Genomic DNA, 26,498 nt, shown 5'->3' on the forward strand with positions numbered 1-26,498 from the left:
CACTCGGGTGACAGTTTCGGCACGAGGCGGGTCGGGTTCAAGGCGCTAATGCGCGATGCCCTCATAGCGATCATCCCGGGTGAGATCCATGAACTTGGTCCGCGCCGCATCAAAGGCGAGATCGACCGTGCCGATCGGACCATGACGCTGCTTGCCGATGATCACCTCAGCGCGCCGTTCGATCTGGCGGAACTCCTCTTCCCAGGCGAGGTATTCTGGCGTGCCTTCTTTCGGCTTTTCGCGCTCTTTGTAATAGCTCTCGCGATACACAAACATCACCACATCGGCGTCCTGCTCGATCGAGCCGGATTCCCGAAGATCGGAAAGCTGGGGTTTCTTGTCGTCGCGCTGTTCGACCTGACGCGACAACTGAGAGAGGGCAATGACGGGGACGGACAACTCCTTGGCCAGCGCTTTCAGGGCCTGCGTGACTTCAGAAACTTCCTGAACCCGGCCCTGGCTGGCTTTGGATTCAGACGCTGTGACCAGTTGAAGATAGTCCACCACGATGACATCCAGCCCGTGCAGGCGTTTCAGGCGGCGCGCGCGCGCGCAAAGCGCGCCGATGGACAGACCACCCGTGTCATCGATGTAAAGCGGCAGGCTCTGGATCTCGAGCACCGCATCGCGGATTTCTTCATACTGGGCCGGGTCAATATCACCGCGCCGGATCTGATAGCCGGGAATGCCGGTGTAATCCGCGATCAGACGGGTGGCGAGCTGTTCGGCGCTCATCTCCAAAGAGAAAAAGCCAACCACGCCGCCGGACTCGGTCTTCTTCGCGCCATCGGGCAGGGTGGAATACTGGTAAGCACGCGCCACCGAAAAGGCGATATTCGTTGCCAGAGCGGTTTTACCCATCGAGGGCCGGCCTGCCAGAATGATCAGGTCCGACGGGTGTAAACCGCCGAGTTTTTCATCCATTGCCCGTAAGCCCGAGGACATGCCGGACAGGCCGCCTTCGCGCTCGTAAGCAGCGGCCGCCATCTCGACGGATTCTGTCAGGGCATCCTTGAACGAAACAAAGCCACGTTGATTGCCGCCTGTCTCAGCCAGTTCGAAGAGTTTGCGCTCGGCGCTTTCGATCAACAGGCGGGCATGGGTTTCCGGTGTGGCTTCCGTGGCTTCATGAGACAGTTCCGCAGACACCCGGATCAACGCCCGGCGTAACGCCAGATCATAGATCAGTTGGGCGTATTCAACCGCTGCAACGGAGTCTGAAGCGCTTTCCAGCAAGAGAGCGAGATAGGCCGAACCGCCAATTTCCTGCAGCCCGCCATCGCGCTCGAAATCTGTTTTTAAAACAATGGCATCGGCCAGTGCGCCGCGTTGAATCCGGTCGGCTGCGGCCTGATAGATGCGGCCATGGACCGGATCATAGAAATGTTCCGCGCGCAGCCAGTCACTCACCCGGTGCAGGACTTCATTGTCATACAGCAAAGCCCCCAGAAACGCCTGTTCGGCCTCAACATTGTGGGGCGCGCTGTCAGTTCCGTTTTCATCAGGATGGGGAAGATCGTGGATGGCCATGCGAAGGTTCTTAACGAAGTCTTAAGTGGGCTCAAGCGCGCCTTTGGCCTTGACATTGATCTTTTCAGACTCGCCCACAGGAAATTGCCGGGCTGTGGATAACTTGAGTCGGGTTCGACCCAAAATTATCCAGAAAAAAGGCGGAGCCATAGCCCCGCCTTTGATCTGTGAACGGAAGAAAAAACGCTAAGCGTTTTTTGCTTCGTCCTCGTCGTCTGCCGCTTCGGCTTCCGCTTCAGCGTCTTCGACGATTTCAGCGTTCTCTTCGGCTGCCAGAAGATCTTCCGGCTCGGCACCGGCTTCAAACAGCTCGGCGGCCTGGGCTTCAGCAATGGCGCGATCTTCATCGGCCAGCGTCTGGATGACGTCTTCACCGGCGGCCTGACGCTCGGCTTCATCTTCGGTGCGCGCTACATTGATGGTCACCGTGATGGTGACTTCGGCGTGCAGCTTGATTTCCACTTCATGCAGACCCAGCGATTTGATCGGATCATTCAGAACGACCATGGAGCGGCCGATCTTGAGATCTTTCGATGTCACCGCTTCGGCGATGTCGCGCGTATTGACCGAACCGTAAAGCTGACCGGTTTCGCCCGCCTGACGGATCATGACGAAGGTTTCGCCATCAATACCTTCAGCGGACGAAGCCGCCGCATCGCGGCGTTCGGCGTTACGTTTTTCGAGAGCTTCACGCTGCGCTTCAAAGCGCTTGCGGTTGGCTTCGGTCGCGCGCAGCGCTTTTTCCTGCGGCAAAAGGAAGTTACGGGCAAAGCCGGGCTTTACCGTCACTTCTTCGCCCATGGCGCCCAGATTGTCGACGCGTTCAAGAAGAATGACTTGCATGGTTTTGTCTCCCTCTAGTCGACTGCGTAAGGCAGGATCGCCATCTGGCGCGAGCGCTTGATGGCGCGGGCCAGTTCACGTTGCTTCTTGGCCGAAACAGCGGTGATGCGGGCCGGGACAATCTTGCCCTTTTCCGACATGTAGCGCTGCAACAGCTTGGGATCCTTGTAATCGATCTTCGGCGCATGTTCGCCAGAGAACGGGCAAACTTTCCGGCGGCGCTGGAACGGGCGGCGGGCCGGAATATTCGAAATATTCAGATCAGACATGTTCGTCTCTCCTTCGGCCTAGCGGCGCTGCTCGCGGCGGCGGCGGTCGTCCTTTTTGGACAGGATGGCGGATTGCTCTTCGGTGTGCTCTTCCACGCGCACCGTCATATGGCGGATGATGTCATCCGACAGACGCTGACGGCGGTCGAGTTCGGACAGAACATCAGCTGGTGCATCAACGTCCAGAAGACCATAATGACCTTTGCGGTGTTTTTTCACGCGGTAAGCCAGATTGCGCAGACCCCAGTATTCGGTCTTGCCAACCTTGCCGCCTTTTTCCTCGATGAGGGTTTTGATCTCGTCCGTCAGCGTCTCGACCTGAGCCGGTGAGATGTCCGGACGCGCAATAAAGACATGCTCGTATAGAGCCATGTTCGTACTCCCTTCTCTCGCAGATGCGGCGCAGCGGGCCGAAGGGTCGGGCCCAAGCCGCGGTGGCTCCTTTTCCAATGCGCCCAACGCGCACGTTACATAGAGAAAAAGGACCGCATCCGTTTGAAGCGCGCGCTCTTACAGGAAAGGGCCGGGGGAGGCAAGTGGGGCAGGGTTAATCGCTGTCATCCGAGCGAGTGTGGATGATCCTTGCGATTTCGATCATATCTTCGTCGACTTGCCGGTAGACGATCCTGTGTTCCCCCGAGAGAAAACAACGACAGTCAATGCCTCTGAATTTTACGCTTGTTCCGATGCCCGGAAACCAGGCGAGCCGGTCACAGACCTCAATAATGTTGTCTATGTAATTCGCTGTTTGCTGAGCGCCCCATGTCTGGCGCGTATATTCTGCAATCGCGCGGACATCCTCGAGGGCCAGTTCGGAGAAGCGAAAGGCCTTCAATCTTCGGCAACCCGATTCACCAATTCATTCTTCAGCTGCAGCAATGCCGTGCGTCCATCAACAGTTCTGCCTGCATCCAACTGGTCAAAGCCCTCCTGAATTGCCGCGCTGATTTTCGGATCCTGGGCCCACTGGCTGAATTCGAATGCTTCGGCGGACATAGCGATAACTGCTCCGCGCCCATGCTTCTCGATCCGCACCGGCCCGCGTTGGGCGTCATCGAGCAATTGTCCGAACTTGTTTTTCGCTTCGGTGGCCGAATAGGTCTTCATCGCTTTTGTCCAATTTAGCTATTTTGGCTAATTTAGCTAAATGGTGCGGAGCGGGCAATTCAAATCGGGAAGTCTCAGTCTTCAGAGGTCTCCGCCTCCTCACACCAGCGGCCATCCCAATGCCAGGTGCCGCCCGCTTCGACGCATCGAATGGGTGGGTTCTGATACCAGGCCAGCGCCTGCACGGTGACGATGCCGACGATCATAATCAGCGCCACATAGAGCAGCTGGCGGGAAAGCGGCGGTCGTTTGCGCATGGGTGGGCCTTGGCGATGTTTGCGGGTCATCATGGACGTAGAACGCAGACACCAACTTGCCAGCCTTGGTACTCCCGGTCTATCGAGCGATCAGGATTGCGAGGGAGAGCCGCGTCATGGCGTTGGCATTTGTATTTCCGGGACAAGGCTCACAGGCCGTTGGCATGGGCACCGAACTGGCAGGCGCGTTTCCCGCGGCCAAAGCCGTTCTGGACGAAGTCGATGAGGCGCTGGGGCAAAAACTGTCTCATTTGATGGCAGATGGTCCGCTTGAGGATCTGACGCTCACCGAGAATGCCCAGCCCGCGATCATGGCGGCGTCTCTGGCGGTGATGCGGGTTCTGAAAGATCAATTCGGTATCGACGTGACCGCTGCGAAATTCGTGGCGGGACATTCACTGGGGGAATATTCCGCGCTGGCTGCCGCCGGGGCGCTATCTATCTCCAATGCTGCAAAACTTCTGAAACTCCGGGGGCAGGCCATGCAGGCTGCGGTCCCTGTGGGCAAGGGCGCGATGGCGGCCTTGATCGGTGCCGATATTGAGACGGCTCAGGCCGCTGCGAATGCAGGTGCCGCACACGGCGTTTGCCAGTTTGCGAATGATAATGCGCCGGGCCAGATCGTGATTTCAGGTGCGAAGGCTGCTGTGGATGCGGCCATCGAATTCGCCAAAGAACAGGGCGTGAAGCGCGCCATGCCATTGCCAGTTTCCGCGCCCTTCCATTGCTCGCTGATGCAGCCGGCGGCCGATGCCATGGCCGAGGCGCTATCTAACGCAACGATTAATGCCCCATCTGTGCCGGTGGTTGTGAATGTCCGCGCCCGCCCGGAAAGCGATCCATCCGCAATCCGGGATTTGCTGGTCGAACAGGTCACGGGCCGCGTCCGCTGGCGTGAAAGCGTGGAATGGATGGCCGGTGAGGGCGGGATCACCGAATTTGCTGAAGCCGGCGGAAAAGTCCTGACCGGCATGTTGCGCCGCACAGCCCCGGATGCCAGCGGCACCGCTCTTATTACCCCAGAAAATCTGAAAGCTTTCGCGGCTTCGCTGAAAGGATAAGACCCATGTTCTCACTGGAAGGAAAAACAGCCCTGGTGACCGGCGCGACCGGCGGCATTGGCGGACCGATTGCCCGGGCGCTACATGCACAAGGCGCCACCGTCACCATTTCCGGCACACGCCAGGAAAAGCTGGATGGGCTGAAAGCCGAGCTGGGGGATCGCGTTCACGCCATGGCCTGCAATCTGGGGGATGGCGAAGCGGTCGATGCGCTGCCGAAACAGGCCGCAGAAGCCATGGGTGGCCTCGATATTCTCATCGCCAATGCCGGCATCACCAAGGATGGTTTGTTGATGCGGATGAAGGATGACGATTGGGAACAGGTTCTGAAGATCAATCTGGAAAGTTATTTCCGCCTGTCCCGTGCAGCCCTGCGTGGCATGATGAAAACGCGCCATGGCCGCATCATCGGGATCACGTCGGTTGTCGGTGTGATGGGCAATCCGGGACAGGCCAATTACTGCGCCTCGAAAGCGGGCATGATCGGCTTTACAAAATCACTGGCGCAGGAAGTCGCCGCACGGGGCGTCACCGCCAATTGCGTCGCGCCCGGCTTCATTCAGTCACCGATGACAGATGCCCTCAATGACGATCAGCGCGCTGCGATCATGTCGAAAATACCGGCGAATGATCTGGGCTCGGGCGCTGATATTGCCAGCGCTGTGGTTTATCTGGCCAGCGATGAAGCCCGCTACGTCACCGGCCAGACCTTGCACGTCAATGGCGGCATGGCCATGATCTAGAAAAGGCAGGCAGCGCCACGCACGTCTGGTCATTCAGAAAAGACCGTGCTAGGTGCCGCTTTCCAAAACGACCGGGGACGGAAGAGCCTGTATTCGGCGCTTCACGGCAAGGCCAGCCCCGCTTAGGGTTTCGCTAAAGGATTGCAGAAGGGAATCGCTAATGTCTGACACTCTTGCACGTGTGAAAAAAATCGTTGTTGAGCATCTCGACGTCGAAGAAGACAAAGTCACCGAAAAGGCGTCGTTCATCGATGATCTCGGCGCCGACTCGCTCGATAATGTCGAGCTGGTGATGGCTTTCGAAGAAGAGTTCGACATCGAAATTCCGGACGATGCCGCCGAACATATTCAAACGGTGGGCGACGCTGTGAAATTCATCAGCGAGAAAGCCGGCTAAGCACCGATTATTATGCGCCGTGTTGTCGTTACCGGATTGGGTATCGTTTCGCCGCTGGGATGCGGAGCCGAACCCGTCTGGCAGCGCCTTGTTGCAGGTGCATCGGGCATAAAGCCCATCGAACATTTTGATGCCAGCGATCTGGGAAGCCGGATTGCTGGCATTGTTCCAAGAAAAGACGGCCGGGGCGGCGGTGCGGATGACCCGCATGCTTTTGATCCTGATGCTGTTATGTCGCCGCGCGAGCAAAAGCGCATCGACGAATTTATCCTCTACGGAATTGCGGCCGCCGATGAAGCGCTCGCCGATAGTGGCTGGTCCGCGCAAACCGAAGAGCAGGCAGAGCGCGCCGGTGTTCTGATTGGATCCGGTACGGGCGGTCTCAATACGATTTATGAGACTTCCCTCCTCCTGAAAGAGAAGGGACCGCGCCGCGTCTCGCCCTTTGTGATCCCCGGCATAATCATCAATCTGATTTCCGGTCAGGTGTCCATCCGCCACGGGCTGAAGGGCCCTAACCACGCCGTGGTCACGGCCTGTTCAACGGGGGCGCACGCGATCGGCGACGCCGCCCGCATGATCAAATATGGCGATGCCGACATGATGGTGGCCGGCGGTGCCGAAGCGGCCATCTGCCGGTTGGGCGTGGCCAGTTTTGTGGCGGCACGCGCCATGTCCACCGGGTTCAACGATGCGCCGGAAAAGGCCTCCCGTCCCTACGACAAGGACCGCGACGGGTTTGTCATGGGCGAGGGGGCCGGTGTTCTTGTCCTGGAAGAATATGAGAGCGCCAAGGCCCGCGGTGCGAAGATTTATGCCGAAGTTTCCGGCTATGGCCTGTCGGGCGATGCCTACCACATCACCGCACCTGCCGAAGATGGGAATGGCGGTTTCCGGTCCATGCAGGCGGCCTTGAAGGATGCACGCCTGACGCCAGCGGACATTGATTATGTCAATGCGCACGGCACCTCGACACCGCTGGGCGACGAGATTGAGCTTGGCGCCGTTGAACGCCTGTTCGGTGACCATGCCGACAAGATTGTGATGTCATCGACCAAGTCGTCGATCGGACACTTGCTGGGGGCTGCCGGGGCGCTAGAGGCGATCTTTTCCATTCTGGCAATCCGTGACGGCGTGTGTCCGCCGACCCTTAATCTGGATAACCCGTCTGTAGAGACACCGATCAATCTGGCGCCGCACACAGCAGTCGAAAAACCGGTCAAAGCCGCCCTGTCCAATTCCTTCGGGTTTGGCGGCACCAATGCCTCCGTCATTTTTCGCGCGGTCGACTGATGGCTGAGACGGACAAGCCTGAGAAAAAGAAAGGCGGATGGCTCGGCAGGCTGCTGATCACCCTGCTCTTCCTGATCATCGCCGGAGTTCTGGTGGTTGCCGCCACACTCTGGTTCTCATGGAATTGGTTACAGGATGAAGTGGCTCGCGACGGACCACATCGGGAGGAGGTCACGCTGGCCCTACCGCGTGGCAGCGGGCTGATTGCCATTGCCAATCAGCTCGAAAGCGAAGGCGTAGTGTCCAGTGGTGATGTCTTCCGGGCCTGGGTGACGATTGATGGTGGAGATCGCGATTTGCGCGCCGGTGAATACGCCATTCCGGCTGGCGCCAGCATGCTCGAGATCTACGAGCTATTGCGCGAAGGCGACACGATCCAGTATCTGGTGACCGCGCCTGAAGGACGGACCAGCGCCCAGATCGTCCGCATCCTAAATGCGAATGAGGTGCTGACCGGAGAGATTGCGGAAATCCCGCCAGAAGGCTCCCTGCTGCCGGAAACCTATAGCTTTCATCGCGGAGACAGCCGTCAGGACATTCTGGATCGGATGCGCGCAGATCAACAAGCCTTGCTAGATGAACTCTGGCCCAATCGGGCGGATGACCTCCCTTTCGAAACGCCGCAAGAGGCCATCATACTGGCATCCATTGTCGAAAAAGAGACCGGCGAGGCAGACGAGCGCCCCCTGGTTGCCGCGGTATTCGTCAACCGATTGCGCCGGGGCATGCGTCTGGAGAGCGATCCAACGATCATCTATGGCATCACGCAAGGTGAGCCGCTGGGGCGGGGCATTCGCCGGTCCGAGCTGGATAATGACCAGAACCCTTACAACACCTATTTCATTGACGGGCTGACGCCGACCCCGATTGCCAATCCTGGACGGGAGGCGATCGAATCTGTCCTCAATCCGCCAGAGTCCGGTTATCTCTTCTTTGTAGCGGATGGCACGGGCGGTCATGCCTTTGCAGAAACCTATCGTGAGCACCAACGCAATGTTGCAAACTGGCGGCGCATTGAGCGCGATCGGGGGCGCCGCTAATGGCTGCTTTATCGGGCATGACGGGCTTTGCACGCGTCGCGGGATCCTACGGACGATGGTCTTTCGTCTGGGAACTCAAAAGCGTCAACGGCAAGGGGCTTGAAGCTCGTTTCAGAACGCCGCCAGGATATGACGCTTTGGAACATGCCGCCCGTGACCGGGCAAAAGCCCAGCTTGCCAGAGGACACGTTCAGGCAGGGCTTCAGCTTGACCGGAGCGCGGCCGAAGAAAGCGTCTCCATTGATCATGACCGGCTGCAGGCCCTGATCGAAGCGGGGCAACCCTATATCGCCCGGGGGGATGTCGCCGCACCGCACTTTGATGGGCTATTGGCTATCAAAGGGGTGCTGACGGCCGAAGAAGATGTGTCGGAAGCCGAGGCCGAAGGATTGCAAAATGCGATCCTTCAGACGTTTGACACCGCCTTGAGCGAGTTGAAGCTGGCGCGCGAAGAGGAAGGCGCGGCGCTTCATGGCATTCTTTCAACGGTGCTGGATGAAATCGGCGAGCTGCAACAGCAAGCTGTGACGATTGCCGCGTCACGTCCCGATGCCATCATGGAGAAATTCCGCACCAAGCTGTCCGAGCTTCTCAAGGGTGAGCTGCCGGAAGACCGGTTGGCGCAGGAAGCGGCGATTCTGGCGGTGAAGGCGGATATCCGCGAAGAACTGGATCGTCTGACCGCGCATATTGAGAGCGCACGGGAGTTGCTGGCGCAGGGCTCGCCGGTGGGCCGCAAGCTCGACTTCCTGTCGCAGGAGTTCAATCGCGAGGTCAACACGCTATGCTCCAAGTCCGGCGATTCGGAGCTGACCCGCATCGGGTTGGCGATGAAGGCCGCCGTCGATCAATTCCGGGAGCAAGTTCAGAATGTCGAATAGACCGCCAGCGCCGGGCCACAGAGGTGGCCGCCGTGGAATGATGCTGGTGCTCTCTAGCCCTTCCGGGGCAGGAAAAACGACACTGTCCAAACGCCTGATCATGCATCATCCTGATGTGGTCCTGTCGGTCTCTGCCACGACCCGCGCCCCGCGGCCGAAAGAGGTGGATGGCGAGGATTATTTCTTCATCGACAAGGGGCACTTTGAAGCCCAGATCAAAGAAAACGGATTTTTCGAGCACGCTCGCGTTTTTGATCATTATTACGGCACGCCCAAAGGCCCGGTTGAAGAAGCGCTCAGCGATGGCCGTGACGTGATCTTCGATATTGATTGGCAAGGGGCACAACAACTGGCCGAGCAGGCTCCGAAAGACGTGGTTCGGGTCTTTATCTTGCCGCCCTCAATGCGATTGCTGGAAGACCGATTGCGCAAGCGCGGTCAGGACAGTGACGAGATCATCCAGGGCCGCATGGCGCGCTCGGAGGCGGAAATCTCACACTGGCAGGAATACGATTATTGCATCGTCAATGAAGACTTTTCCGGTGCGCTGGAAGAGCTTGAATTGATCCTGAAAGCCGAGCGTCTAAAGCGCACGCGCCGCCCCTGGCTGCACGGCTTTGTCGATGAACTGATGAAGGAGCGGAGCTAGCTCTTCGCGGCCCGCCAAGCCTCGGTTAACCGAAAAAATCCCTCCGGATCAATTGTTTCCGCCCGGGCGCCGGGGTCGATACCTGACGTTTCAAGCAGGCTTTCCGACGAAACACCCGCTTTTGCGGCCGCTGCGCCCAAGCTCTTCCGCAGGGTTTTACGACGCTGACCAAAGGCGCTTTCAGTGACGATCTCCAAGGCTTCCAGATCGGTAAAGCCCGGACCCTCCGGCAAGGGATCAAACACCACGACCGCGCTATCGACCTTGGGGGGCGGCGTGAACGCACGCGCCGGGGCCTTCAGCGCCAGTCGGGGTGCGGTAACCGCCGCTGAAAGGATGGCGAGCCGGCCATAAGCCTTGCTGCCGACCGGCGCGACGATGCGTTCAGCGACTTCCTTCTGGAACATCAAAACCATCCGGTCCCAATAGCGGGGTGAGGCTTTGAGCCATTTAATCAACAAGGGCGTGCCGACATTATAGGGCAGGTTCGACGCAATCACGCAGCGCGAGCCGCCCAATAAGGCGTCTTCATCAGCCTTCAGCGCATCGGCGAGTTCGATCTGGAAGGGCGATTCATAATGTTCAGCGGTCGCCTCCAGCGCTGGCACAAAGCGTTCATCCATCTCAATGGCAATGAGTTTTTGCGGGCCAAGCTCCAGCAGGGGCCGGGTCAGCCCGCCCGGGCCAGGACCAACTTCTATGATGGTTTTTCCCGACACACTCCCGCATAGACTCGCGATCTTGGCGGTCAGATTGAGATCAAGCAGGAAATGCTGGCCAAAGGATTTATCCGCCCGCAAGCCGTATTCCGCGATGATATCACGAAGGGGCGGGGCCGTGCTCATGCCGCGCGCCGGTCGGCCATCTCCGCGGCGAGCCGGATGGCAGCAATCAGACTATCCGCGCGGGCTTTGCCCTGGCCGGCAATATCAAAGCCGGTGCCGTGATCCGGCGAGGTCCGGATGACCGGCAGCCCCAGCGTCACATTCACACCGCTCCAGAAATCCAGTGCCTTGAACGGGATCAGCCCCTGATCATGGTAGAGGCATATGGCGGCGTCATAAGTGGCGCGGGCCTCGTCGTGGAACATGGCATCCGGCGGCAGCGGACCACTGATATCAATGCCTTCGCGGCGTAATTCCTCAGCGGCGGGCGAGATGATGGTGATCTCCTCGCGGCCCAGAGAACCACTTTCCCCGGCATGCGGGTTCAAGCCCGCTAGAGCTAATCGCGGATTGGAGATCCCGAAATCGCATTGCAGCGCATGATGAACCACGCGCGTCGTGTGAATGATGGCGTCAGCATCAAGCGCGTCTATGGCGTCCCGCAACCCGGTGTGAATGCTGACCAGCGCCACTCTGAGCTTGGCTCCCGCCAGCATCATGACAGGGCCACGCGGGCCGACATACGGCGTCTCACGGCTCAGCTCGGCGACATATTCAGTGTGTCCAGGGTGCGAAAACCCGGCAGAATACAGCACTGATTTCGAAATCGGATTGGTGACCAGACCCGCGGCCTCGCCGGTTCCGGCAAGCGCGACAGCCTGATCGATCGATGCGATCACGGCGTGCGCATTCGCAATGTCCGGCTGACCGGCCTTGACCTCCGCGGTCAATTCCAGTGGCAGAACCGGCAAGGTTTTGGCGAAAGCCTTCGCAGCCTGTTGGGGTGTGTCGATGGACCCGGCGGCTTCCCCGTAGAGAGCCGGATCGCCAATCACAAAAAACGCGGGGCCACCGTCTTTCAAGGCCTCCCACGCGGCCTGAGTGATTTCCGGACCGATACTGGCCGGATCTCCCATCGTCACAGCGATGGGGGCAGTCATTAGCGGATTTCGATCGTGGAATCGCGGCGTAAATCCCGCAGCCACCGGCGCGACAGCATCGATAATTGCTGGTTTCGAAGCTGGCTTTCGATCTGATCGCGGCTGGGCACGCCTGGCCCGCCAATTGACCGGTCACACACGAAATAGGCTTGACGCCCCGCAGCGGTTTCCAGCAGCGGTGTATGCTGTCCCGCATTCAGGCCGGAAATCGGTTCGGCAATCTGAGGCAACAGAGCATCAAGCGAGATCTGGCCAAGGCGCGACGAAAACGCGCCCTCGATATCATCGATTTGAGCGTCGATATCTCCGCAAGACCGCATCCGGCCAAGGGCGCGCTCCATTGCAGCAACCGACTCTTCGTTAACCCGGCTGGTCGGCAAGGAGATCTGGGTCAGATCATATTGAACCGTTGTGGTGCCTTCGCGCTGATCAATAAGCGCGATGATCATCAATCCACCTGGAACCCGCACGGGCCGTGACAACTGACCCGGCTCCAGCAGGCGTGCGACCTGAACGACTTCCGGCCGCATCTGTCCTTCCAGAAGCCAGCCAATCTCGCCGCCATTGGCCGCCGATGGGGCATCCGAAAACTGCTGGGCAACCGCCTGGAAAGGCGCGCCCTGGGTCAGCTGGGTCATTACGGCGAGCGCGCGTTGTTCTGCCTCGCTTTCGTCGGCTGTCACAGGAATCTCGATGAAAATCTCGGCCAACCGGTATTGCGGCTGGGACGCACTGGCTGCCACCCGTTCCAGCGTGCTTTCGATCTGCTGATTGGAGATCCGGATCAGCGAGTTGTAGCGGCCGCCGACAATGATCTGCCAGGCAATCTCCGCTTCAAGCTGACGCCGCAGCGTCATGATATCCACGCCATTCGTGGCGAGATCCTGAACGATCTGTTCGGGGTTCACATTGTTCTGGCTGGCGATGTTGGCGATCGCCCCGTCAATTTCGGCAGGATCAACCGCGACCTCAAACGTCGCCGCTTCCTGAATTTGCAAAGTCTCATCGATCAGCGACCGCAGCGCCTCCTGCTGAATGCGCACGAGGGTTTCCTGGGTCGGCTGAATACCTGACGACACGATGATCAGGCGCATACGATCGCGCACATCAACGGTCGTGATGGGATAGTCATTGACGAGCGCGGCAATGCCCTCAACCTGCTGAGCATGCGCACCAGCACTGCCAAAGGTCGTCATCGCCAGAGCGGCCAAAGCGGTCAAACAGCGTTTCATCATTCTGTCCGGCATTTCTTTGTTCGCGGTTGAAAATACTCATAGACCGGCGCGGTGCAACGCTTGCGCGCTGTAAAGCGCTGTTAGTCGGAGCCGATCCCGCCGAGCGTAAACAGTGTGACGCGGAACTGGATCGATTCTGAGGGGCCCAGAACCCCGACATTTAGATCCTCGCGCTGATACAGAAGTTCGAGATCCGTGCAAAAATCGCGATAGCGGAAACCGATTTGTTGCCGCCGGTTCACATCATTCTCCAGATCGCGCTGGAGATTGTAGACAAGGCTCCAACGATCCGTGATCCGGGTTTGCGTGGTAAGCTGGATTTCTTCGCTGGTTCCGGCGCGCGCAAGCGAGTCGTCAAAACCGAAATAGCGGATCTGACCATTGAAGCGTGAATTGCTGTAGGACGCGACCACATCCAGCCTGTTCAGAGTGCCATCATCGGAATCAATGCGGGTCCGGGCCATCAGGCCAAAAGCGCCCAGGTCGATCTCACCGGCAACAATGATGTCCGAATTTTCTTCAAACAGGCCACTGACCGGCGAGAAGGCGGCAGCGCCATCAAGCCGCTGGCTTTGACCGACGAACCCCCGGAACAGGTAGTCATCCCCCCAAAAGGTTGTTGACCGCACGCCATACGTGACCCGCGTTCCTTCTTCCCAGAGGTCATAACCCGTTGCCCGGTTGTGATCGAACAGCAAGGTTTCATCGAGTTCGGCTGTCAGACTGTCCTGATTGACAATCCGGCCCGCCTCGCTGGCGTCCGAAGCGATCACACCCTGGATCATCGGTTCAAGAATGGTATCCGCGCTGCCCGATGTGCTGATAAGCGGAAAACTGAACTCCGCACCGGCATAGCCAAGAAACCGGCCGAAACTTTCTTCCGTTGTCGGATCGGTTGGCAAGGCTCCCGGCACGTCATTGAAGTTATAGTAATCGGCACGCGCCGCCGCGAAGGGCTCGAACACAAGCCCTGCCGGCGCAATGAACTGAGCTTGCCAATCAGCGGACGCGGACGCACGCTGATAATCGACGCCATCCTCTCGTGTCAGGACGGTCGTGGAGGCCACGCTGCGGATTCGCCCAAAGTCCTCCGAGAGGGGGGTCGTCAATCGAAATTCGGCGACCGGTGCCATGACGGGTAGGCGCTCGTCCAGCTCAAACTCCCGCAGGCTTTGCACGCCGGCAGCAACGATTTCAGCATAGTAGGTGTCCGTGCGTCCGCGTGCATAAAGTTGGTTCATCAACCGGCGGGGCGCAGGCTGTAGAATGCCTGGATAGTCCTCATAAAGCTCCGAAATATCGTAGGTGCGGAGGTGGAAGTCATCAGAGGCCAGCTGGACGCCAAATCCCCACTCCCAGTTTTCGGAGATATCGAATTCGCCGCCGCCGAACACGTGCCAACGGTGTTCCGCGTCATTCAGCAGGTTTCCGTCGCTATCGATATCGCGTTCATTTGTATAGCTGGTTTCAAACGCCAGATCGCCGGACCAGAACCGGCGCCGGTATTCCAGCTCCAAGAGCGGGTTCGCATTCTGCATAATGCGCGGCGTAATGGTCAGGTCCTGATAGGGCGACATCGCCCAATAATAGGGCTGGCCATAAAATGCCCCCAGCCGCGAGGACAAGCCAAAGGTCGGAAAAAGGAAGCCGGATCTGCGTTCAGATGAGGGATCGGCATGCGCAAATGCCGGGGCATAGGCAACAGGAATCCCGAGCACTTCCAGGCGAACATCACGATAGTAAATCATGTCCGCATCGGCATCCTGGACGGCGCGTCCTGCTCGCAGCCGCCAGGTCGGTTCTTGTCCGTCAGCGCCCAGCCGGCAGGCTGTGTAATAGGCGTTGGTCAGTTCCAGCGAGCCATTGGCGCGGCGGACGGCAAAGGCAGCTGCAGCCCGGCCATTGTTTTCCAGTAGTGTCGAAAAGCCCACGGCCAGGCCTTCGCCGAGCGCATCATCTAACTCGATTTCATCGGCATATTGTGGCGGCGCGGTATCCGAAAAGATGGCCACATTTCCGCGCGCAATCACGCGGTTGGTGCCGGGCCGGTATTCGACTTCATCGGCTTCCACCGTGCGCCCGTTCTGACGCGCTACAACATTGCCCCGCGCAATATAGCTGCCGGTTTCGCGGTTCTCGATCAGCGTATCGGCTTCGATATAGACGGGCTCATCACCGTGCGGAGCAATGAAATTACCCGTATCATCCTGCATCGCCATGCAATTCGCAGCATGGCTCAGCCCCGGAGCGAGCGCGCTCAAACAAATCGCTGATAACAGCAAAGACCGCATATGAATCATCCTCCGGCACCGACGCGCATCAGCCTAACCATCTTCCGTCGAGGCAATATACGCAAGGGCAAGGAGTGTGGTTATCAGTGGCGCGGCCCATGCGGCGGCCATTGGCGTCAGCGTGCCATTTTCGCCAAGCGTATGCAGAACTTCCTGAACGAAATAGACCAGAAAACCCGCTGCTCCGCCGGTCAGGGCAAAAGCCGCAGCGCCGCCCAACCGGTAAAGCCGCAAGGTTGCCGCCGCTGCAATCAGGCTGGCTGCAATCAGTGTCACCGGAAGCGTCAGAAGGCCCTGCCAGCGCAGCTCAAAGCGTTCGGTCGCCAAACCGGAAGATCGCGCGGAATCGATCAATCCGGGCAGATCCCAAAAGGACACGCCACGCGGAGACCGGATTCGTTCGAACAGCGATTGGCGGTCGATGGTCGTTGGCAGGGAGACCGAACCGATTGACGTCGGCTCAACGCCGGGCACCAGTTCAATGGCGTTTTCCAGTTGCCAGAATCCGGCGGTGAGTTGGGCTCTATCAGCTGAGATTCTCCGATCCAGGATCGGGCGCCCCGACGCTTCAACCAGGTAGTAATGGAAAACCGGGCGGAGCAATTCGCGGGCATTTTCCTCCAGCTGACCGGCCGAGATCACGGTGTAGCCGTCCACTGTGGTTTCCCGGAGCCAGAGCGGTTGTTCAACCGGCCGGTCGGATTCGATTTGGGTCAGCCGGTCGCGCTGGGCCTCGAACTGCGCATTCAAGGTCGAGCCAAGCGGGTTCAGAAGCGTCGCCGCAAGGATGCCGGCTGCCAATGAAACCAGAACTGCCGGCGTAATGATCCGCCAGGCCGAATAGCCAGAGGCCCGCATCACCACGAGTTCGCTTCGGCGGTTTAAACGGAAGAGCGCGAACAAGACACCAAACAGAAAGATGAAGGGCAGGGTTTCTTCCAGCAACAAGGGCGTGCGCATCAGGGTAAGCAGGAGCAAATCCATGGCCGAGACTTCCACGCGGGTCCCGATGGCTCGCGATTGCTCCACGAAATCGACCAGCACGATAATCGTCGCGATAATCCCGGCCGCGACCGCGATGCCGAACAGGACTTGCCGGGCGAGATAGCGGGAAAGACGATTGGGGACAGCTCTCATGCAGCCGCATCCTGTGTTTGACCCAACCTTAGCCTCGGAAGCCGCCGCCATCCCCAGATCACGCCAGCCGCGCCAATGATCGTCAGGATCGGAAGCGCATATTGAACAATATTCCAGCCTGTATCGTCCGCGGCCGCGGACTGAACAGCAAATCCACTCAGGCGGATCGCCAGGGCGATGGCAACGGCGGCGACGACGCGCCGCGAATTGCCCAACCGCGAGTGCGCACCGGCCATGTAGGCAGCCGCGGCAATCATGGCGAGCGCGATATTATAGAGCGGGGCTGACAAACGGTAATGCGCCTCAGCGAGCAAGCGTTCGACCCCGCGGGCACGCGCCAGCGCTTGCGCGTCCGGAAAGAAAAGCTCGTGCAGGAACAGGTCCGATTCCTTCAAGAAGAAAATGAGTTGAGGGTCCACAAAATCGCCGAGATCGAACTCATACCGGTCAAAGGTCAGAAAATTGAGCGATCCGGTTTCGTCCACTTGCTGGATATTCCCGTCAATCATCACCATTGAGGGGCGTTCAATCCCACGCACAATCACGCCTTCCCGAGCCGCATAGGTCGATACCTCATCGGGATCCCGCGCATCATGGATGAAAATATCGCTCATCCGGCCCTGGCCATCAGAGGTGCGGGCGTACAGCGTGACGCCGGTTGCCAGATTGGAAAACTCGCCCGGCCGGACCAGGCTGGCGGCGACATCTGTTCGAAGTTCGAAAACGCTGCGCCGCATTTCCTGATAGGCGAGTGGCTGAACAAACAAGTTCACCACCAGGTTCAGCAATGCGGCGAGTGCGGCCAGTCGAAGGACCGGTGACAGCACGCCCCAGCGCGACAGGCCAGAGGCCGAGGCAACCGTTGCCTCTGAATCGGAATAAAGCCGGGAAAGGCCGGCGAGCACCGCGATAAACAACGCGAAGGGCGATAGAAGCGCGATAAGTTGCGGCAGGGCCAGCAAGGTCACTTTGATGAAGGTGACTGCCGTTTCGCGATAATTGGAGATGAATTCAATGTTCGAGAGCGATTGAGTCAGCAACGCCAACGCCGCAAAAGCGGTCGCTGCGGTGACAAAGGGCACCAGCAATTGCCGGAACATGTATCGCTGAACGAGATTCATATGACCTGCAGACTCATGCGGTTTCAGCCTTCTATAACACGCCGGGATCGGATACCACGTCGGCAACACAGCAATTCGCCCCCGTTTTCGGGTTGAATGCAGACGAAGGGAAAAAGCATGGAAATCAGGATCAGTGACGCGCCGGAAAAGGGATCGGTAGCGGTTGCAGCTTTTGAAAAAGGCGAGCTATCGGACGCGGGCAAGTCGATCGACAAGGCTGCAGGCGGTGCGCTTTCCAAAGCGATCGAAGCGGGCCGCTTCAAAGGCGGAGCCGGCGAAACGCTGGTCATTGCCGCGCCGGCCGGTGTCGAGGGCGATCGGGTTGTGATTTTCGGTGTGGGCAAGAAAAGCCCGGACGGGAATGCGCTGGAGCAAGCAGGCGCGGGCCTGGTGAAAGCACTGCTGACGTCTGGCGAAAAAGCGCTTCACGCGCATCTTGAAGGTATTGCCGATGCCCAGGGTGCATCGCGTTTTGGCCTTGGCGCGTGCCTGGCCGCTTACCGCTTCGACAAATACCGCACCAAGCTTTCCGACGATAAGAAGCCTTCGCTGGAAACCGTGTCGATCTCGACAGACGACAACAAGGCAGCGGAAAAAGCCTGGTCGCATGGTCAGGCGGTGGCCGATGGCGTCTACATCGCCCGTGATCTGGTGAATGAAGCGCCCAACTATCTGCGTCCGCCGCAATATGCCGATGCCGTTCAGAACATTTCGGAATTCGGCGTGAAGGTTGAAATCCTCGGCGAAGAAGACATGCGCAATCTGGGCATGCATTCATTGCTGGGCGTTGGGCAGGGCTCGACCGCTGAAAGCAAGATTGCGATCATGAAGTGGGAAGGCGGCAAAGACGGCGAAGCGCCGCTATGCTTTGTAGGCAAGGGCGTCACATTTGATACCGGGGGTATCTCGCTCAAGCCGGGTCTCGGCATGGACGAGATGAAGGGCGATATGGGCGGGTCTGCTGCCGTGGTCGGCCTGATGGCGACGCTGGCCAAGCGTAAAGCCAAGGTCAACGCTGTGGGTCTGGTTGGTCTTGTCGAGAACATGCCCGACGGCGACGCGCAGCGTCCCGGCGATATCGTCTATTCGATGTCCGGTCAGACGATCGAAATCCTCAACACGGACGCGGAAGGCCGCCTCGTTCTGGCGGATGTGCTCTGGTACGCCCAGCAGCGGTTCGATCCGAAATTCATGATTGACCTGGCAACGCTGACCGGCGCGATCCTGATCTCTCTCGGTCACGAACATGCCGGTATTTTCTCCAACAATGACGAGCTGTCGGATAATCTGACCAAGGCGGGTCTTGCGACAGACGAAAAAGTTTGGCGTCTGCCGATCGGGCCGGAATATGACCGCCAGATCGACAGCCCCGTCGCCGATATGAAGAATATCGGGGAAGGGCGCTTTGCCGGCTCGATTACGGCCGCTCAATTCCTGCAGCGCTTTGTCAACGATAAGCCCTGGGTGCATATCGACATTGCCGGCACCGGCATGTGGTCGGGCTCGAAAGACCCGCGTTTGCCCACATTCGGCACGGGCTACGGCGTGCGTCTGCTCGATCGCTTTGTCGCCGATAATTACGAAAAGTAGGTCAGAATGCCCGGCGAGGTGTGGTTCTATCATCTCGAGCGGACCACGCTCGCCGAGGCTCTGCCAGAGCTCCTTGAAAAAACAATGGAAAAGGGGTGGCGCGCCCTTGTTCGCGCCGGCTCCGAATCCCGCCTGAAAGAACTGGACGACCAGCTCTGGACGGCCAAGGATGATAATTTCCTGGCCCATGGCCGTTCTGATGCGCCCGATCCCGACCGGCAACCCATCCTGCTTTCGCTGACTGAGGAAAACGCCAATGGCGCGCAAATCCTGTTCGCACTGGATGGGGTGGCGCCGGAAAACCCGGATGCGTTCGAGCGCTGCTGCGTAATGTTTGACGCCGGGGATGAGTCGGCGGTTACCGCGTCGCGGGAGTTATGGAAGAAAGCCAAGGCCGATGGTCATTCTATCGCGTACTGGCAACAATCGGTTGAAGGCCGCTGGGAGAAAAAAGCCTGAAACACTAGGCGCCCGGCAAAGACCCGCGTTTTTGTGATATTCAACCGGCGTTCAGCTGGTTAAGTGAATGATTGCGGTTGCAGTAAGCTGAGTAAAAAGGATCGGGACCGGAAAATGAAACAGCTTTTTATTGTGTGTTCAGTCATTGCTATCGCCGCGTGCTCGGCGACGGGCGGATCCACGGGTGCCGAATCAAGCAACCCGGAGCCGGTTCGGACACCGGATGGGGTTGATGGCGCAGATTGCAGCGAACCGTCGATCAAGGCCTTTGAAGGGCTCCACATATCGGACGTGAATCTTGATGCCCTGCCGGATCGATACCGGATAATTCGGCCCGGCATGTCCGTGACCATGGATTATGTCGAGGAGCGGGGGAATCTTGAACTCGACGTGAATGACGTGGTTGTGCGCGGCTATTGCGGCTAATCCAATTTACTTTTTGAGATTTTGATATCCTCCCTTGTTTACGGGGGAGGCGTCAGCGAAGCTGACGGAGGGGGCTGGTGCGGCGTTCGCCCCCCTCGGCCTTTCTGGCCACTCCCCCCCGCAATCAAGGGGAGACATCACTTAGAATTAATCCGCCTGCGCATATTCCAGCCGCTCAAGCGCTTCCAGCCACTTCATTTCCGCCGCATCGATCAGCTCTTCAGCCTTGGCCCGCTTGATCTGAAGATCGGTCGCGGTCTGCGGATCTTTCTCATAAAGCCCCGGCGTGGCCAGTCCCTTATCGATCGTCGCCAACACACCGCGCAGGCGTTCCGCTTCCTTTTCCCACTTTGCCGCTTCCCGCTGCAACGGTTTGATGTCTTCACGGCGCTGGGCGGCATCGCGCCGGCGTTCGGACTTCTCATCAGTTGGAGTTCGATTGCGCCCGCGCTGGTCCTTGGGCGTTTTGCCGGTCACAAAGAGGCGGTAATCCTCCATATCCCCTTCATAGGGCTCGATCCCGCCGTCTGAGCACAGCCACAGCCGGTCCGCACAGCTTTCCACCAGATGCCGGTCGTGCGCGATCAGGATGACGGCACCTTCATAGGCGTTGATTGCATCAATCAGGGCCGCCCGGCTGTCCATATCCAGGTGGTTGGTGGGTTCGTCGAGAATCAGGAGGTGAGGGCCTTCAAACACGATCAGATTGAGCAGTAAGCGCGCTTTTTCGCCGCCAGAAAGCTGTTTGGCCGGCGTTTCCTGCAAATGGATGGGTAGGCCAAAACGAGCCAGCCTCGCCCGGCGCTGGGCCTCTGTGGCCTCGTCCATGCGTTCAACCACATGATCATAAGCGGACATATTCGGCGGCAGTACATCCATCTGATGCTGCGCAAAGAAGGCCGTCTGGATTTTCTTGTGCCGCCGGAAATGTCCGCCCATCGGATCCAGCCGCCCTGCGAGCAGTTTTGCGAAAGTCGATTTGCCCGACCCATTCTTGCCCAACAGCGCAATCCGGTCATCGGGATCAATGATCAGGTTGAGATCGCGCAGAACGGTTTTCTCGCCATAGCCCAGGGCGGCGTTTTCAATCCGCATCAAGGGCGGCGCCATCGCCTTTTGCGGGGCCGGAAATTCAAAGGGTGAAACCGGATCATCAACAATGGTGGCTACCGGCTGCATCTTTTCCAGCCGCTTGACCCGGCTTTGGGCTTGTTTGGCCTTGCTGGCCTTGGCCTTGAAGCGGTCGACAAAGCTTTGCAGATGGCGGCGTTCTTCGTCCTGCTTGGCCTTCAATTTCATCTGAAGGCGTTGTTTTTCCGCCAATTGCCGCTCGAAATTATCGTATCCGCCTTCAAAGATCGCAATCTTCTTCGTCCGCAAATGCGCAATCTTGTCCATCGCATTCAAGAGATCGCGGTCGTGGCTGATGATCAGGGCCGCGCCCGGAAAGCTCTTCAGAAAGCTTTCCAGCCAGATCGCGCCTTCCAGGTCGAGATAGTTGGTCGGTTCATCCAGCAGGAGCAGGTCGGGCCGCGCAAACAGGGTTGCCGCCAGCGCCACCCGCATCCGCCAGCCCCCGGAAAATTCTGAACAAGGGCGGCGCTGTTCCTCACCGGTAAAGCCAAGGCCGGAGAGGATGGAGCCGGCCCGCGCTTCTGCCCAATGGGCTTCGATGTCGGCCAGCCGCGTCTGGATGTCGGCAATGCGGTGCGGGTCGGTCGCGGTTTCTGCTTCTTCGAGCAAGGCGGCGCGCTCGGTATCAGCCGCCAGCACGACATCCATCAGGCTTTCCGGTCCGCCGGGTACTTCCTGCTCGACTGAGCCCACCCGCGCGCCTTTTTGCACGCGGGCTTCGCCGGTCTCGGCATTGAACTCACCCTTGATGATACGAAACAGCGTCGACTTGCCGGAGCCATTGCGCCCCACCAGACCCATCCGGGTCTTTGATGGCAGATAGAAAGTCGCCTGATCGATCAGAAGACGGCCTTCCATCCGGCAGGTGAGGTCATTGACGTGCAACATGGCAGCTGCGGCTAGCACGGCTTCACAGCGGGGGAAAGCGCGTCTATAAGCCCGCGCGACTCTTTAAACCCTCCCCCTAACACCCGGAGTTTTCACATGGCTGTCCAGCGCACCTTCTCCATCATCAAACCCGATGCCACCGCCCGCAATCTGACCGGCAAGATCAACGCCATGATCGAAGGCGCAGGCCTTCGCATCATCGCGCAAAAGCGTATCCGCATGACCAAGGATCAGGCCGAAGGCTTTTACGGCGTTCACCGCGAGCGTCCCTTTTTCAATGATCTGGTCAGCTTCATGATTTCTGGCCCGGTCGTGGTTCAGGTACTCGAAGGCGAAAACGCCATCGCAAAGTACCGCGAAGTCATGGGCGCGACGAACCCGGAACAGGCCGATGCTGGCACGATCCGCAAGGAGTTTGCCGAATCCATCGAAGCCAACTCGGTTCACGGTTCTGACGCACCTGAAACCGCCGCCGAAGAAATCCCGTTCTTCTTCTCCGACGATGAGATTGTTGGGTAATTATCTGGTGTCCTCCCCAGTTAACGGGGGAGGTGGCAACGAAGCTGACGGAGGGGGCTAGCCCCCCTCGGCCTTTCAGGCCACTCCCTGCGCGAGCAGGGGGAGACATCTTGCTCCCATTTCTGTGCCGTCCCACCCCCCTCCCAAATCACCCGCCAGGGTGGCCTCGTGGGTGGCTTGGAAAGGAAAAAGTGGTTGAAACCCGCCAACGCCGCAGCCTTGAGCCGCGTTCCATGCGAGCACCGGCGCTAGCGCGGACGCTGTATCACTAGTGCCGCGCCGGAGCGGAGCGGGAACAACTCAATAAAAGCCCGGCGCTCATGCCGGGCTTTTTTCATTGTGTTCCAGAGATTTATCGATAAGACCGCGCGATGTCTGACTTGCATGATTTGATCCAGCGGCTTCCCAAGGCCGAGCTTCACCTCCATCTCGAAGGCGCGCTTGAGCCCGAGATGATCTTTCATCTCGCACAGCGCAATCAGGTCGCGATCCCTTATGAAAGTGCAGACGATATTCGCGCAGCGTATCAGTTTACGCGGTTGCAGGACTTTCTGGATCTCTATCAGGTGGGCCTGCAAGTGCTGCTCACCGAACAAGATTTTCATGACCTGACCTGGGACTATCTTCAGCGGGCGCATGCCGACAATGTCCGCCATGTCGAGATTTTTATAGATCCGCTCAGCCATGTGTCGCGCGGTGTTTCATTCGACGTGCATATGGAGGGCGTGCTGAGCGCACTTCGTAAGGGCCAGGCCGAGCTCGGCATCAGCTGGTGCCTCATCCTGTGTTATCTGCGCCACCTCAGCGAGGAGGAGGCTTTCGCTTCGCTGGAGCACGCCAGGCCCTGGCTCGATGACATTGCTGCCGTTGGTTTAGCCGCAGCAGAAATTGGCCATCCGCCGTCCAAATTCCAGCGCGTTTTTGAGGCCTCCGCGGCGCTAGGACTGAAACGCGTTGCGCATGCGGGTGAGGAGGGGCCCGCGGAGTATGTCCGCGAGGCGATGGACCTTCTGAAAGTGGACCGGATCGATCATGGCAACCGGGCCCTGGAAGACGAAGATCTGACCGCCCGGCTGGTTGAGGAACAGATCCCGCTTACGGTATGCCCGCTATCGAACCTTCGCTTGTGTGTTGTGAAAGATCTGAAAGATCATCCGATCAAGCGCATGCTGGATCTGGGCTTGAAGGCCAATCTCAATACGGATGATCCCGGATATTTCGGGGGTCATATGAATGATAATTTCATCCAGACGGCCGAAGCGGTGGGTCTGAACGCAGATCACATCGTCACGCTGGTTCGCAATAGTTTTGAGTCCAGCTTCTTATCCAAAGCCGATATCACCAAGCATCTGGCGGAGATTGAATCAATTTCTCAGGTAAGTGCCTTAACAAGCTAAAAACACAAAGTTATTCGTCGCGAGCGGGTTTCTGACGCAGAGCCTTTTTCTGACCGTTTTGTGCCTTGGCCTGTTTCATCTTGCGGATAGAAGACAGGGAGGGTCGGCTTTTTTTGCGCGGCTTGGGCTTGTGTGTCGCGCGTTCAACTAACGCCTTTAACCGTTCCCGCGCGGCGATGCGGTTGCGATCCTGAGACCGGGATTCACTCGCCTCGATAATCAGCACGCCGTCCTTCGACAATCGCCGTCCCGCAAGCTGCTTCAAACGGTGTTTCACATCTTCCGGAAGCGCTTTCGTAGCGGTCACATCAAAGCGTAACTGCACCGCCGTCTCGTTCTTGTTGACGTGCTGACCCCCGGGGCCGGAAGCGCGGATAAAGCGCTCTTCCAGCTCGCTTTCATCAATGAAGATCGTGTCGGTGACTTGCATTACAGGGCTCGTCCGGTATCGAATTTTGGCCGCAATTGCGGGTAACGCTGCTTATGACGGCAGAAGCGCTGCGGAGGAAGATATGGATTATTCCCGGCATTACAGCGGACGGAAGTTTCAGGACAAGCTGAAAAACATCAGCGGGGTTGGCGTATTAGTCGAGCAAGCGGGCATGCTCTATGGCCTGTTGCGCGATCCGGAAACACCGCGCTGGGTAAAAGCGACTTGCCTCGGGGCGCTAGGCTATCTGATCCTGCCCACCGATGCGGTTGCCGATGTGATCCCGGTGGCCGGATATCTCGATGATGCCGGGATGATTACCGCGGCCATCGCTTCCTTGGGTACCCAGTGGCAACAAAAGCAGGACCGCGAGACAACCGCTTAGGCGCTCATCAGCTTGCGCAAACATGCGGGATAAAGGGCGTGCTCCTCCGCCCGCACCCGCGCCTCCAGCGTTTCGGCTGTATCGCCCGGCAGGATCGGCAGACATGACTGGCCGATAATCTCTCCGGCATCCATTTCCGGCACGACGTAATGGACGGTGCAGCCGGCCTCGGCATCGCCGGCGTCCAATGCACGTTGATGGGTATTCAGGCCCGAATATTTCGGCAGAAGCGAGGGGTGAATATTGATCAGTCTGCCGGCCCATTTTTCGACAAAACCGGGCGTGAGGAGCCGCATGAAGCCAGCCAGGCAGATGATGTCAGGCTGAACATCGGACAAGGCCTTGTCCAGCGCGGCATCGAACGCCCCGCGACTGTCAAATTCGGTATGATCAATGACCACATTCAGCAGGCCTTCATCCCTGGCATAATCCAGACCTGCAGCGTTTGGACGGTTGGAGAGGATCAGCACCGGCCCTGCTGGGAAATCGTCCGCCTTCATGGCTTCGCACAGCGCGCGCATGTTCGAGCCACGTCCGGAAATCAGGATCGCGACGCGTTTGCTCACTTGGCGGTCAGTTCCCCGCAGATGAAAGCGTCTTCGCCTGCATCATTCAGCGCCACTGTAATGGCCTCAGCATCTTCAGCCGCCACCGCGAGCAACATACCAATGCCGCCATTAAAGGCGCGGCGCATTTCGTGTTCGTCGATGCCGCCCGTGTCGGCTAACCAGTCAAACACGGCTGGGCGCGTCCAGGCGCTATTATCCAGCTCAAACCCCAGATGATTCGGCAGCATGCGGGGCGGATTCTCGATCAGACCCCCGCCAGTGATATGGGCGAGGCCCTTGATCAGGCCTTCCTTGATCAGGGGCACACAGGATTTGATGTAGAGCTTTGTCGGCGTCAGCAGGGATTCGCCCACCGTCTGCCCCGGCGCAAAAGGCGCTTCATCCGGCCATTTCAGGCCGGAAATCCCGACAACCTTTCGGATCAGGGAATACCCGTTCGAATGCGGACCCGACGACGCCAGGCCGATCAACACATCGCCTGCCTGCATGGTATCCGTTCGGGGGAGGAGCGTGCCGCGTTCCGCCGCGCCAACAACAAATCCGGCCAGGTCAAAATCCTCGCCAGCATACATGCCCGGCATTTCTGCCGTTTCTCCGCCGATCAGCGCACAGCCGGACTGACGGCAGCCCTCGGCGATGCCGGAGATGATCGCCTCACCACGGGCCGGGTCGAGTTTTCCAGTTGCAAAATAATCCAGGAAAAACAGCGGCTCAGCGCCCTGTGCCAACACATCATTGGCGCACATTGCGACCAGGTCGATCCCGATCTTATCGAACAGGCCGGTCTCAATAGCAATGCGTAGCTTGGTGCCGACACCATCCGTGCCGGAAACAAGAATGGGATCTTTATATCCCGCCGCGTTCAGATCAAACGCGCCACCGAAGCCGCCAAGCGCGACTTCTGCACCGGGACGGGCGGTGGATTTGGCCAAGGGCTTGATCCGGTCAATCAGCGCATCGCCGGCGTCAATATCCACCCCGGCATCGGCATAGGTCAGACTATTGCTGCGATCATTGCTCAT

At 58.7% G+C, this 26,498-nt stretch carries 30 protein-coding genes; 13 read left to right on the forward strand and 17 right to left on the reverse strand.

Going from position 1 to position 26,498, the window contains the following annotated elements:
• Window positions 1–45: 45 nt before the first annotated feature.
• The 7 genes from ACO079_RS01790 to ACO079_RS01820 all read right to left on the reverse strand — a co-directional run bounded on the left by ACO079_RS01790 (window position 46) and on the right by ACO079_RS01820 (window position 4,006).
• Window positions 46–1,530 carry a replicative DNA helicase gene (locus ACO079_RS01790; protein ID WP_421791358.1) on the reverse strand — a complete coding sequence of 495 codons (1,485 nt, stop codon included), beginning with the start codon at window positions 1,528–1,530 and terminating at the stop codon, window positions 46–48.
• A gap of 186 nt (window positions 1,531–1,716) precedes the next feature.
• Window positions 1,717–2,373, reverse strand: coding sequence for a 50S ribosomal protein L9 (gene rplI / locus ACO079_RS01795; protein ID WP_421791360.1), 657 nt, complete (start codon window positions 2,371–2,373; stop codon window positions 1,717–1,719).
• A gap of 14 nt (window positions 2,374–2,387) precedes the next feature.
• Complete coding sequence (gene rpsR / locus ACO079_RS01800; RefSeq protein ID WP_421791362.1) at window positions 2,388–2,642, reverse strand: 30S ribosomal protein S18; 255 nt, start codon at window positions 2,640–2,642, stop codon at window positions 2,388–2,390.
• An 18-nt stretch (window positions 2,643–2,660) separates the two neighbouring features.
• Window positions 2,661–3,014: a 30S ribosomal protein S6 gene (gene rpsF, locus ACO079_RS01805; protein WP_421791363.1), complete on the reverse strand. Its 354-nt coding sequence runs from the start codon at window positions 3,012–3,014 to the stop codon at window positions 2,661–2,663.
• 175 nt (window positions 3,015–3,189) lie between these two features.
• Window positions 3,190–3,477, reverse strand: a complete 288-nt coding sequence (locus ACO079_RS01810; protein WP_421791365.1) for a type II toxin-antitoxin system RelE/ParE family toxin — start codon at window positions 3,475–3,477, stop codon at window positions 3,190–3,192.
• Window positions 3,474–3,749, reverse strand: coding sequence for a type II toxin-antitoxin system Phd/YefM family antitoxin (locus tag ACO079_RS01815; RefSeq protein WP_421791367.1), 276 nt, complete (start codon window positions 3,747–3,749; stop codon window positions 3,474–3,476). The genes ACO079_RS01810 and ACO079_RS01815 overlap by 4 nt, the downstream gene beginning before the upstream one ends.
• Before the next feature lie 74 nt (window positions 3,750–3,823).
• Window positions 3,824–4,006 carry a hypothetical protein gene (locus ACO079_RS01820; RefSeq protein WP_421791369.1) on the reverse strand — a complete coding sequence of 61 codons (183 nt, stop codon included), beginning with the start codon at window positions 4,004–4,006 and terminating at the stop codon, window positions 3,824–3,826.
• 116 nt (window positions 4,007–4,122) lie between these two features.
• On the opposite strand from ACO079_RS01820, the gene fabD reads away from it, so the two are divergent.
• The 7 genes from fabD (at window position 4,123) to gmk (ending at window position 10,070) form a co-directional block, all read left to right on the forward strand.
• Entirely contained in the window at window positions 4,123–5,067 is a 945-nt protein-coding gene (gene fabD / locus ACO079_RS01825) for an ACP S-malonyltransferase (RefSeq protein ID WP_421791371.1), read from the forward strand.
• 5 nt (window positions 5,068–5,072) lie between these two features.
• The gene (gene fabG, locus ACO079_RS01830) at window positions 5,073–5,810 is read left to right on the forward strand and encodes a 3-oxoacyl-[acyl-carrier-protein] reductase (protein WP_421791372.1); all 738 of its coding nucleotides are present in this window, start codon (window positions 5,073–5,075) and stop codon (window positions 5,808–5,810) included.
• Window positions 5,811–5,970: 160 nt separating this feature from the next.
• A complete protein-coding gene (locus tag ACO079_RS01835) occupies window positions 5,971–6,207 on the forward strand; it encodes an acyl carrier protein (RefSeq protein ID WP_421791374.1) in 237 nt (78 codons plus the stop codon).
• 12 nt (window positions 6,208–6,219) lie between these two features.
• Entirely contained in the window at window positions 6,220–7,500 is a 1,281-nt protein-coding gene (gene fabF / locus ACO079_RS01840; RefSeq protein WP_421791376.1) for a beta-ketoacyl-ACP synthase II, read from the forward strand.
• Entirely contained in the window at window positions 7,500–8,540 is a 1,041-nt protein-coding gene (mltG, locus tag ACO079_RS01845) for an endolytic transglycosylase MltG (protein ID WP_421791378.1), read from the forward strand. Before fabF ends, mltG begins: the two co-directional genes overlap by 1 nt.
• Window positions 8,540–9,421: a YicC/YloC family endoribonuclease gene (locus tag ACO079_RS01850; RefSeq protein ID WP_421791380.1), complete on the forward strand. Its 882-nt coding sequence runs from the start codon at window positions 8,540–8,542 to the stop codon at window positions 9,419–9,421. Before mltG ends, ACO079_RS01850 begins: the two co-directional genes overlap by 1 nt.
• Window positions 9,411–10,070, forward strand: a complete 660-nt coding sequence (gene gmk, locus ACO079_RS01855) for a guanylate kinase (protein WP_421791382.1) — start codon at window positions 9,411–9,413, stop codon at window positions 10,068–10,070. The genes ACO079_RS01850 and gmk overlap by 11 nt, the downstream gene beginning before the upstream one ends.
• On the opposite strand, the gene rsmA is transcribed toward gmk, so the two are convergent.
• The 6 genes from rsmA to ACO079_RS01885 form a co-directional block, all read right to left on the reverse strand.
• Complete coding sequence (gene rsmA / locus ACO079_RS01860; RefSeq protein WP_421791383.1) at window positions 10,067–10,915, reverse strand: 16S rRNA (adenine(1518)-N(6)/adenine(1519)-N(6))-dimethyltransferase RsmA; 849 nt, start codon at window positions 10,913–10,915, stop codon at window positions 10,067–10,069. The two genes, gmk and rsmA, sit on opposite strands and share 4 nt — an antisense overlap.
• Window positions 10,912–11,895: a 4-hydroxythreonine-4-phosphate dehydrogenase PdxA gene (gene pdxA, locus ACO079_RS01865; protein ID WP_421791384.1), complete on the reverse strand. Its 984-nt coding sequence runs from the start codon at window positions 11,893–11,895 to the stop codon at window positions 10,912–10,914. The genes rsmA and pdxA overlap by 4 nt, the downstream gene beginning before the upstream one ends.
• On the reverse strand, window positions 11,895–13,127 hold the full coding sequence (locus ACO079_RS01870) for a peptidylprolyl isomerase (protein ID WP_421791386.1): 1,233 nt from the start codon (window positions 13,125–13,127) through the stop codon (window positions 11,895–11,897). Before ACO079_RS01870 ends, pdxA begins: the two co-directional genes overlap by 1 nt.
• A gap of 83 nt (window positions 13,128–13,210) precedes the next feature.
• Window positions 13,211–15,421 (reverse strand): LPS-assembly protein LptD, encoded by a 2,211-nt coding sequence (locus ACO079_RS01875; protein WP_421791388.1) that lies wholly within the window; start codon window positions 15,419–15,421, stop codon window positions 13,211–13,213.
• Window positions 15,422–15,454: 33 nt separating this feature from the next.
• On the reverse strand, window positions 15,455–16,558 hold the full coding sequence (locus tag ACO079_RS01880) for an LptF/LptG family permease (RefSeq protein WP_421791390.1): 1,104 nt from the start codon (window positions 16,556–16,558) through the stop codon (window positions 15,455–15,457).
• Window positions 16,555–17,679, reverse strand: a complete 1,125-nt coding sequence (locus ACO079_RS01885) for an LptF/LptG family permease (RefSeq protein ID WP_421791392.1) — start codon at window positions 17,677–17,679, stop codon at window positions 16,555–16,557. The genes ACO079_RS01880 and ACO079_RS01885 overlap by 4 nt, the downstream gene beginning before the upstream one ends.
• A gap of 117 nt (window positions 17,680–17,796) precedes the next feature.
• Here ACO079_RS01885 and ACO079_RS01890 point away from each other — a divergent pair, with 117 nt between their 5' ends.
• The 3 genes from ACO079_RS01890 to ACO079_RS01900 all read left to right on the forward strand — a co-directional run bounded on the left by ACO079_RS01890 (window position 17,797) and on the right by ACO079_RS01900 (window position 20,154).
• Entirely contained in the window at window positions 17,797–19,269 is a 1,473-nt protein-coding gene (locus ACO079_RS01890; protein ID WP_421791393.1) for a leucyl aminopeptidase, read from the forward strand.
• A 6-nt stretch (window positions 19,270–19,275) separates the two neighbouring features.
• Window positions 19,276–19,728 (forward strand): DNA polymerase III subunit chi, encoded by a 453-nt coding sequence (locus tag ACO079_RS01895; protein ID WP_421791394.1) that lies wholly within the window; start codon window positions 19,276–19,278, stop codon window positions 19,726–19,728.
• A 114-nt stretch (window positions 19,729–19,842) separates the two neighbouring features.
• On the forward strand, window positions 19,843–20,154 hold the full coding sequence (locus ACO079_RS01900) for a hypothetical protein (protein ID WP_421791395.1): 312 nt from the start codon (window positions 19,843–19,845) through the stop codon (window positions 20,152–20,154).
• A 147-nt stretch (window positions 20,155–20,301) separates the two neighbouring features.
• On the opposite strand, the gene ACO079_RS01905 is transcribed toward ACO079_RS01900, so the two are convergent.
• Window positions 20,302–22,176 (reverse strand): ABC-F family ATP-binding cassette domain-containing protein, encoded by a 1,875-nt coding sequence (locus ACO079_RS01905; protein ID WP_421792907.1) that lies wholly within the window; start codon window positions 22,174–22,176, stop codon window positions 20,302–20,304.
• A 96-nt stretch (window positions 22,177–22,272) separates the two neighbouring features.
• On the opposite strand from ACO079_RS01905, the gene ndk reads away from it, so the two are divergent.
• Window positions 22,273–22,695, forward strand: coding sequence for a nucleoside-diphosphate kinase (ndk, locus tag ACO079_RS01910; protein WP_421791397.1), 423 nt, complete (start codon window positions 22,273–22,275; stop codon window positions 22,693–22,695).
• A 371-nt stretch (window positions 22,696–23,066) separates the two neighbouring features.
• A complete protein-coding gene (locus ACO079_RS01915; RefSeq protein WP_421791398.1) occupies window positions 23,067–24,092 on the forward strand; it encodes an adenosine deaminase in 1,026 nt (341 codons plus the stop codon).
• Window positions 24,093–24,102: 10 nt separating this feature from the next.
• Here the strand turns inward: ACO079_RS01915 and arfB are convergent, their stop codons facing one another.
• Window positions 24,103–24,522, reverse strand: a complete 420-nt coding sequence (arfB, locus tag ACO079_RS01920) for an alternative ribosome rescue aminoacyl-tRNA hydrolase ArfB (protein WP_421791400.1) — start codon at window positions 24,520–24,522, stop codon at window positions 24,103–24,105.
• Window positions 24,523–24,604: 82 nt separating this feature from the next.
• Between arfB and ACO079_RS01925 the strand changes: the two genes are divergently transcribed.
• Window positions 24,605–24,907, forward strand: coding sequence for a YkvA family protein (locus tag ACO079_RS01925; protein WP_421791402.1), 303 nt, complete (start codon window positions 24,605–24,607; stop codon window positions 24,905–24,907).
• Here ACO079_RS01925 and purN read toward each other — a convergent pair.
• Both purN and purM read right to left on the reverse strand, forming a co-directional pair.
• Window positions 24,904–25,428 (reverse strand): phosphoribosylglycinamide formyltransferase, encoded by a 525-nt coding sequence (gene purN, locus ACO079_RS01930; protein WP_421792908.1) that lies wholly within the window; start codon window positions 25,426–25,428, stop codon window positions 24,904–24,906. The genes ACO079_RS01925 and purN overlap by 4 nt on opposite strands.
• 41 nt (window positions 25,429–25,469) lie before the next feature.
• Window positions 25,470–26,498: a phosphoribosylformylglycinamidine cyclo-ligase gene (purM, locus tag ACO079_RS01935; protein ID WP_421791403.1), complete on the reverse strand. Its 1,029-nt coding sequence runs from the start codon at window positions 26,496–26,498 to the stop codon at window positions 25,470–25,472.

It is taken from the genome of Hyphobacterium sp., from assembly GCF_965228115.1.
Lineage (GTDB): Bacteria > Pseudomonadota > Alphaproteobacteria > Caulobacterales > Maricaulaceae > Hyphobacterium.

Excerpts from the sequence above, each read along its gene's own strand:
- fabD (WP_421791371.1), top strand. The coding sequence starts at position 4,123 with ATGGCGTTGGCATTTGTATTTCCGGGACAAGGCTCACAGGCCGTTGGC.
- arfB (WP_421791400.1), bottom strand. The coding sequence starts at position 24,522 with ATGCAAGTCACCGACACGATCTTCATTGATGAAAGCGAGCTGGAAGAG.
- pdxA (WP_421791384.1), bottom strand. The coding sequence starts at position 11,895 with ATGACTGCCCCCATCGCTGTGACGATGGGAGATCCGGCCAGTATCGGT.
- rpsF (WP_421791363.1), bottom strand. The coding sequence starts at position 3,014 with ATGGCTCTATACGAGCATGTCTTTATTGCGCGTCCGGACATCTCACCG.
- gmk (WP_421791382.1), top strand. The coding sequence starts at position 9,411 with ATGTCGAATAGACCGCCAGCGCCGGGCCACAGAGGTGGCCGCCGTGGA.
- ACO079_RS01885 (WP_421791392.1), bottom strand. The coding sequence starts at position 17,679 with ATGAATCTCGTTCAGCGATACATGTTCCGGCAATTGCTGGTGCCCTTT.
- rplI (WP_421791360.1), bottom strand. The coding sequence starts at position 2,373 with ATGCAAGTCATTCTTCTTGAACGCGTCGACAATCTGGGCGCCATGGGC.
- ACO079_RS01925 (WP_421791402.1), top strand. The coding sequence starts at position 24,605 with ATGGATTATTCCCGGCATTACAGCGGACGGAAGTTTCAGGACAAGCTG.
- ACO079_RS01915 (WP_421791398.1), top strand. The coding sequence starts at position 23,067 with ATGTCTGACTTGCATGATTTGATCCAGCGGCTTCCCAAGGCCGAGCTT.
- fabG (WP_421791372.1), top strand. The coding sequence starts at position 5,073 with ATGTTCTCACTGGAAGGAAAAACAGCCCTGGTGACCGGCGCGACCGGC.
- ndk (WP_421791397.1), top strand. The coding sequence starts at position 22,273 with ATGGCTGTCCAGCGCACCTTCTCCATCATCAAACCCGATGCCACCGCC.
- ACO079_RS01835 (WP_421791374.1), top strand. The coding sequence starts at position 5,971 with ATGTCTGACACTCTTGCACGTGTGAAAAAAATCGTTGTTGAGCATCTC.
- fabF (WP_421791376.1), top strand. The coding sequence starts at position 6,220 with ATGCGCCGTGTTGTCGTTACCGGATTGGGTATCGTTTCGCCGCTGGGA.
- ACO079_RS01875 (WP_421791388.1), bottom strand. The coding sequence starts at position 15,421 with ATGCGGTCTTTGCTGTTATCAGCGATTTGTTTGAGCGCGCTCGCTCCG.
- ACO079_RS01820 (WP_421791369.1), bottom strand. The coding sequence starts at position 4,006 with ATGCGCAAACGACCGCCGCTTTCCCGCCAGCTGCTCTATGTGGCGCTG.
- ACO079_RS01870 (WP_421791386.1), bottom strand. The coding sequence starts at position 13,127 with ATGAAACGCTGTTTGACCGCTTTGGCCGCTCTGGCGATGACGACCTTT.
- ACO079_RS01890 (WP_421791393.1), top strand. The coding sequence starts at position 17,797 with ATGGAAATCAGGATCAGTGACGCGCCGGAAAAGGGATCGGTAGCGGTT.
- ACO079_RS01815 (WP_421791367.1), bottom strand. The coding sequence starts at position 3,749 with ATGAAGACCTATTCGGCCACCGAAGCGAAAAACAAGTTCGGACAATTG.
- rpsR (WP_421791362.1), bottom strand. The coding sequence starts at position 2,642 with ATGTCTGATCTGAATATTTCGAATATTCCGGCCCGCCGCCCGTTCCAG.
- purN (WP_421792908.1), bottom strand. The coding sequence starts at position 25,428 with ATGCGCGCGCTGTGCGAAGCCATGAAGGCGGACGATTTCCCAGCAGGG.
- ACO079_RS01790 (WP_421791358.1), bottom strand. The coding sequence starts at position 1,530 with ATGGCCATCCACGATCTTCCCCATCCTGATGAAAACGGAACTGACAGC.
- ACO079_RS01900 (WP_421791395.1), top strand. The coding sequence starts at position 19,843 with ATGAAACAGCTTTTTATTGTGTGTTCAGTCATTGCTATCGCCGCGTGC.
- purM (WP_421791403.1), bottom strand. The coding sequence starts at position 26,498 with ATGAGCAATGATCGCAGCAATAGTCTGACCTATGCCGATGCCGGGGTG.
- mltG (WP_421791378.1), top strand. The coding sequence starts at position 7,500 with ATGGCTGAGACGGACAAGCCTGAGAAAAAGAAAGGCGGATGGCTCGGC.
- ACO079_RS01880 (WP_421791390.1), bottom strand. The coding sequence starts at position 16,558 with ATGAGAGCTGTCCCCAATCGTCTTTCCCGCTATCTCGCCCGGCAAGTC.
- rsmA (WP_421791383.1), bottom strand. The coding sequence starts at position 10,915 with ATGAGCACGGCCCCGCCCCTTCGTGATATCATCGCGGAATACGGCTTG.
- ACO079_RS01905 (WP_421792907.1), bottom strand. The coding sequence starts at position 22,176 with ATGTTGCACGTCAATGACCTCACCTGCCGGATGGAAGGCCGTCTTCTG.
- ACO079_RS01895 (WP_421791394.1), top strand. The coding sequence starts at position 19,276 with ATGCCCGGCGAGGTGTGGTTCTATCATCTCGAGCGGACCACGCTCGCC.
- ACO079_RS01850 (WP_421791380.1), top strand. The coding sequence starts at position 8,540 with ATGGCTGCTTTATCGGGCATGACGGGCTTTGCACGCGTCGCGGGATCC.